The sequence below is a fragment of the Syntrophotalea sp. genome (assembly GCF_050253115.1).
Classification (GTDB): Bacteria; Desulfobacterota; Desulfuromonadia; order Desulfuromonadales; family Syntrophotaleaceae; genus Syntrophotalea; species Syntrophotalea acetylenica.
The window spans coordinates 1-5,819 of record NZ_JBFWJQ010000138.1; the positions used below are offsets into that span (position 1 = coordinate 1).

The 5,819-nt window shown below is 59.9% G+C and carries 5 protein-coding genes; all 5 read right to left on the minus strand.

The annotated features are described in order from the left end of the window. Window positions 1-128: 128 nt before the first annotated feature. Window positions 129-956, minus strand: a complete 828-nt coding sequence (locus AB7E65_RS11610; RefSeq protein WP_428745968.1) for a menaquinone biosynthesis protein — start codon at window positions 954-956, stop codon at window positions 129-131. After that, a complete protein-coding gene (locus AB7E65_RS11615; protein WP_428745969.1) occupies window positions 953-2,479 on the minus strand; it encodes a TolC family protein in 1,527 nt (508 codons plus the stop codon). Before AB7E65_RS11615 ends, AB7E65_RS11610 begins: the two co-directional genes overlap by 4 nt. A gap of 108 nt (window positions 2,480-2,587) precedes the next feature. Then, window positions 2,588-3,925, minus strand: coding sequence for an acetyl-CoA carboxylase biotin carboxylase subunit (gene accC / locus AB7E65_RS11620; protein ID WP_072287266.1), 1,338 nt, complete (start codon window positions 3,923-3,925; stop codon window positions 2,588-2,590). A 152-nt stretch (window positions 3,926-4,077) separates the two neighbouring features. Continuing rightward, a complete protein-coding gene (accB, locus tag AB7E65_RS11625; RefSeq protein WP_072287265.1) occupies window positions 4,078-4,551 on the minus strand; it encodes an acetyl-CoA carboxylase biotin carboxyl carrier protein in 474 nt (157 codons plus the stop codon). A gap of 59 nt (window positions 4,552-4,610) precedes the next feature. Then, window positions 4,611-5,702 carry a M24 family metallopeptidase gene (locus AB7E65_RS11630; RefSeq protein WP_235605408.1) on the minus strand — a complete coding sequence of 364 codons (1,092 nt, stop codon included), beginning with the start codon at window positions 5,700-5,702 and terminating at the stop codon, window positions 4,611-4,613. Window positions 5,703-5,819: the final 117 nt, after the last annotated feature.

The following is a 5,819-nucleotide window of genomic DNA, read 5'->3' on the forward strand; positions in this document are numbered from 1 at the left end:
TCGAACCCGTACAGCCATACGGCCGAGGGATTTTAAGTCCCTTGCGTCTGCCAGTTCCGCCACCCGGGCATGGAAAACGCAGCCATACTAGTGGATTCACCTGTCAGCGTCAACTCAAAAGGCGCTCTCTATAAAACGGACGCAACGAAGTTAAATTGCGGCATTTCCGGCAGCAGGCGATGTTTGACGGCCAGATGAAAATAGCGTTCAAGGCCCTGCCGGTGCCAGTCGGTAAATTCGTAGGACATGGCTTGCCAGTAGTTTGCAAGTTGCGCGATGCCGAGCCAGGAGGACTCTGCGCTTTGGCGTGAGAGATGATGAAGGTCGGACAGGGCGCGGTCCAGGGAAACATGTAACTGCCGCTGGAACTGCCTTAATTCCAAAGCTTTGCGCCGCATGGCATCGCGATGTACGATCCACAGGGCGAACACGAAAGGCAGACCGGTGTGACGCCACCAGAGCTCACCGAGGTCGTGGACATAAGCAGCGCCGGACTGCATGGCGGCCTTGAGAGCCCGATCCCCGATGAGAAGTCCCGAGCCTCCGGCGGCAATAATTTCCTCCACCGGCTGTCGGCAGTCGGTCATCTCACGCAATGGAAACCCGTAAAATTCCAGGCAGAGCAGTCTCAGAAGATTGATGGAGGTGGCCGATTCGCCGGTCAGGGCAACGGGAACTCCGGCGAGTTTGTCAAAAGGGCTGGAAGAAAAAAGCAGCACACTGCGCACCGGCCCGCAGGCGCTGATGGAGAGATCCGGCAAAAGGCCGTAGCGGCGCCAGTGCCTTCCGTACTCGAAGGAGGACGAGGGGCTCAGATCGATGCGGCCATCGGCCAGCAGGGCATTGAGTTGCGCCGGCACCCCGGGGCGAATGACCCCCTGAAAGCCGGCAGCCTCCAGATGGTGGAAAAAGGGGACGCAGTTGGCATAGGCAATGTGCCCGACCCGCAGACTCATGGCCGGCCGCTATCGAGCAGCGAGGCCGCTTCATTGTGGAAGGTGTCGACGAAACGCACGCCCTCCCGTTCAAGCAGTTGGCCGGTAACCTTGTAATAACCTGTTACGGCCTTGTGCAGATCGGTCATGGCGGCCGCCTGCTCGGTCTGGGCCAGGGCATGGTCCTCCTCCCCTTCCAGAACCTGGCGCGTGGTCGCCAGCCCCACCTCCCTGCGCTTGAGCAGGGTACGCAGCTTTTCCTCGGCGAATGCCAGCTGGCTGCTTGTGACATCGATTTTCTTGCGGCTCACCTCCAGCAGGCGGATGGCGGCCCGGACCTCGGTGCGGACACGGTTTTTCAGCTGTGTGAGCTGCGCCTGGCGGCCCTTGCGTTCAAACTCACTGCGCCGGTATTCGTGACGGGCTTCGCGGTTGCCAAGGGGATAGGAAAGGGTCAAGCCTATTTCCCAGTTGCGAAAATCGTCCGAGCCGATATCCCGGAGATTGTCGCTGTAATCCTGCCCGAGCCCCCGGTGCCCATAGGCGGCCGCCAGATCGAGCGCGGGCAGCACCGCGTTGCCAGCGATGCGGCTTTGCAGCTCCAGCCGTTCGATATCGCGCATCCGCCGCTGCACATCCGGACGTTTGGCCAGAGCCTGAGCGACCCCCTGCTGCACATCCGCAACGGCATCCGGGATCCCTGGCGGCACATCGGGCAGGGCGATTTCGTCCTGGATATCGAGCAGCAACGCCAGCGCGTCCAATCCGTCCAGATATTCCCGATCGGCGTCAAGCAGATCCCGCTGTCGCTGCTTGAGGCCGAATTCGGCCTCAAGTTCGTCGACCCGGGGCAACACCCCGGCTTTAACCCTGGCCCGGTTTTCCCGCAGCAGACTGTCGGCCAGAGCCACGGAGGCCTGCCGGTAACCCACATTGTCGCGCAGCCGCAGTGCCTCGAAAAAAGCATCGCGCGTATCGGCAACCACGCGAAAGGCGCTCTCACGCAAATCCTCGATAGCCATATCGCGGCCCTTGACGGCAAACAGGATATTCTGCTCGGTAACCGTGCCGCCGAATCCCTTGAGCAGCGGCTGCACGAGACTCAGGGTGACGGCACCCTCGTAGTAGGGATTCAGGCCAGGAGCAGGCTGCTGGTCGGCCCGTTGATTGGTAAAATCAAGATACAGATCGCCGCCGGTGGGGATTTTCTGCCGGAGGCCGAGATTGAACCGCCGGTATCTTTCGCTGGATTGGGCGCTGTAAAACTGGAGGTTAAGGCGCTGCCGGCTCTCTCCCTCGGCATATTCAAGACCGAGAACCGGATCATACAGACCGTAGGCCTTGCTGATTTCGGCATCGCTGGCCCTGGTATCGTACTGCTGCGCCTTGAGGTCGAGGTTGCGTTCCAGGGCCAGGCGCAAAACATCGCGCAACGTCAGTACCGATGCGCCCCCCTCTGGCCAAGGCCCCATATCGGGGGATTGGGCCGCGGCACAGCAGAAGGTCAGCGGCACCAGAATCAATGTGAGCCAGACACACCTCATGACATACCTCCATGGTGCGGTAGCGCGCCGAAAAACGCAGGCCGGGCTAAGCGCCCGGCCCGTGCCAGTCCATCCTGGTGGTACCGATGATCGTCAAACCACGGTGCGTCAGAACACCAACCGATCCATGAACCCCGTATTGACGGCCCCTTCCTTGAATTCCTTGTTCTGCATGATGCGCTTGTGCAGCTGAATGGTGGTGCGGATGCCACCGATGATGTATTCGTCAAGAGCCCGGGCCATGCGGCGGATGGCTTCCTCGCGGGTATCGGCATGCACGATCAGCTTGGCCACCAGCGAATCGTAATGGGGCAGGACCTTGTACTGATCGTAAACAGCGCTGTCGACCCGCACGCCGAGTCCGCCCGGGGTGTGATATCCTTCGATCCTGCCCGGCGAGGGGGTGAATTTAAAGGGGTGCTCGGCATTTATACGACACTCGATGGCATGGCCCTTGATATGGATATCGGATTGTTTGTAGGCCAGAGGCAGACCGGCGGCGCTGCGGATCTGTTCCTTGATGATATCCACGCCGGTCACCATTTCGGTGACGGGGTGCTCGACCTGCACGCGGGTATTCATTTCCATGAAGTAAAAATCCCCCTTGCCGTCGAGCAGAAACTCCATGGTGCCGACGCTGGAATAGTTGACCGACCGGGCGGCGGCCACAGCGCATTCACCCATGCGCCGGCGCTGCTCCTCGGTCAGGACCGGACAGGGGGCCTCTTCCAGAAGCTTCTGATGCCGGCGCTGGATGGAACAATCGCGCTCGCCCAGATGAATGACATTGCCATGCTTATCGGCCAGGATCTGCACTTCCACATGCCGGGGATTTTCGCAGTATTTCTCGATATAAACCTCGGGATTGCCAAAACCGGCCTGAGCTTCGGAACGGGCGGCGGCAAAAGCATTGGCGAGCGAGGCGGGAGAATGCACAACCTTCATGCCGCGTCCGCCGCCGCCAGCGGTTGCCTTGATGATCACGGGATAACCGATCCCGTCGGCAACCTGGCGGGCCTGCTCGATGGTGGCGACGCCTTCAGTGGTTCCGGGCAGGATCGGTACCCCCGCCTTGGTGACGGTTTGCCGGGCCCGGATTTTATCCCCCATCAGGCGCATGTTTTCCGGTGTGGGCCCGATAAAGGTGATGCCGCATTCTTCACAGATCTCGGCGAACTCACTGTTTTCCGCCAGAAACCCGTAGCCGGGGTGAATGGCTTCGGCGTCGGTCACCTCGGCGGCGCTGATGATCGCCTTGATGTTCAGATAGCTGGCGCTGCTCGGCGCCGGACCGATGCAGATGCTTTCATCGGCCAGCTTGACATGCAGCGACTCGCCGTCCACGTCGGAGTGCACGGCGACGGTCTTGATGCCCAGTTCCTTGCAGGCGCGGATGATGCGCAGGGCGATTTCGCCACGATTGGCAATAAGTATCTTATGAAACATGGGAATAGAAACTCCTGATGCAACCCGCCCTGACGGGGGATTGCCCTGGGGGCGCAACGTCGGATATCCATCGACCTGAAGTGCGGGCGGCCATTCGCGCCGTATTCAGCAGTTTTGGCTGCCCTTCGCGGACAACGCAGCGTCGACCGTGACTAAAGGGGCTCGACCAGAAACAGGGGTTCCCCATATTCGACGGGTTGCGCATTTTCCTTGAGGATTTTCACGATGCGGCACTTGAACTCGGATTCGATCTCGTTCATGAGCTTCATGGCTTCGACAATACACAGGGTCTGCCCTTTTTCAATAACGCTGCCGACCTCCACATACGGATCGGAATCCGGCGAAGGTGCCCGGTAAAAGGTGCCCACGATGGGCGACTCGATGGTTTCAAAGCCCTCTTCCTCTTCAGCGGCCGGGGCAGGCGTCACGGCTACGGCAGCGCCCGGGGCAGGTGCGACCGGTACGGCCGCAGCGCTCATGACCATGGAAGGCGCCGCTGCCTGCATGCCGCCGGCAACCTGGCCACGCTTGATAACGATGCGTTCTTCCCCCTGCTCCCATTCAAATTCCGTGATATCGGTGTTCGTCACCATCTTCAGCAGATTTCTCAGATCTTTGATATCCATAAGGACTTGCCTCCTTGCACTTGAACTTAAAAATAAGTTGTCGCTACGTTTGGATCGTCTTACACCATAACGGCGGAGTAATCCTTGCCGATGGTGGTCAGCAGCTCATACCCACACGTGGTGACAAGCACCGTTTCCTCCAGTCGCACGCCCCCCAGTCCGGGAACGTATACTCCCGGCTCGACCGTAAACACCATTCCCTCCGCAGCGACATCGGTCGAACGCGGCGATACGACAGGATACTCATGCACCTCGAGGCCGACTCCGTGCCCAAGCCCATGGCCGAAAAACGCTCCGTAACCCCGCTCGCCGATATACGCCCTTGCCGTACCATCGATTTCGGCCAGCGACACACCGGGCCGGATGGCGGCCAACGCCCGCTGCTGTGCCTCGAATACGATATCGTAGATTTCCCGCAACCGGACATCCGCTGTTCCCAGAGCCAGCGTCACCGTTTCATCGGAACAGTATCCCTGCCAGATGGCGCCAAAATCGAAGGTTACCAGCTCTCCGTCCCGCAGGCGGCGTTCGGACGCCACGCCATGCGGCAGAGCCCCACGCTCCCCGGAGGCGACAATAAAAGGAAAGGAGCGATCCTGTGCGCCCCGACGCCGCATGGCGAATTCGAGGGCAAGGGCCAGTTCCTGTTCCATGGCACCGGGACGGACCAGCGGGCGGATTTCCTCGAAAGCCTCGGCGGCAACACGGGCCGCCTGCTTCATCAGCGCGATTTCCGTCTGGTCCTTGATGCCGCGCAGCGCCTTGAATTCCCTGGGCAAGGATTGCCAGTTGCATTCACCTGGACACTTGCTCCGCAGTTCCTCGAACAGGGCGCAGCTGAGATTGTCAGCGTCAAACCCTAAAGAAGTTATGAGCAATTCGCCAAGAAGATCGGCGATCCCCCCGGTTTTGCTCTGATATTCAACCATGCGATCAGCCGTCACCTGCTGCCGGGCCTGGCTCGTATATCGGGAATCGGTCAGAAAGACCGACGTTTTCCCGTTGACCAGCAAAGCGCCGTCGGTTCCGGTGAAGCCGCTGTAATAGCGCAGATTCGCCGGCCCGGTGAGCAGTGCGGCATCAAGCTCGAAGCGTTGCAGCAGCTGCCGCAACTTCTGCGTTCTGTTTTTTACCACAAAGTCGCTTTGCACTCAATCTCTCCGCTCGTTCGGAATCATCGTCTGCCACCGGCACAATCGACCACCGTCAGGGCATGGCCGCCCGACCGTTATTGTCATATATCACGGAAAAAAGAAAAAACCGAAGAG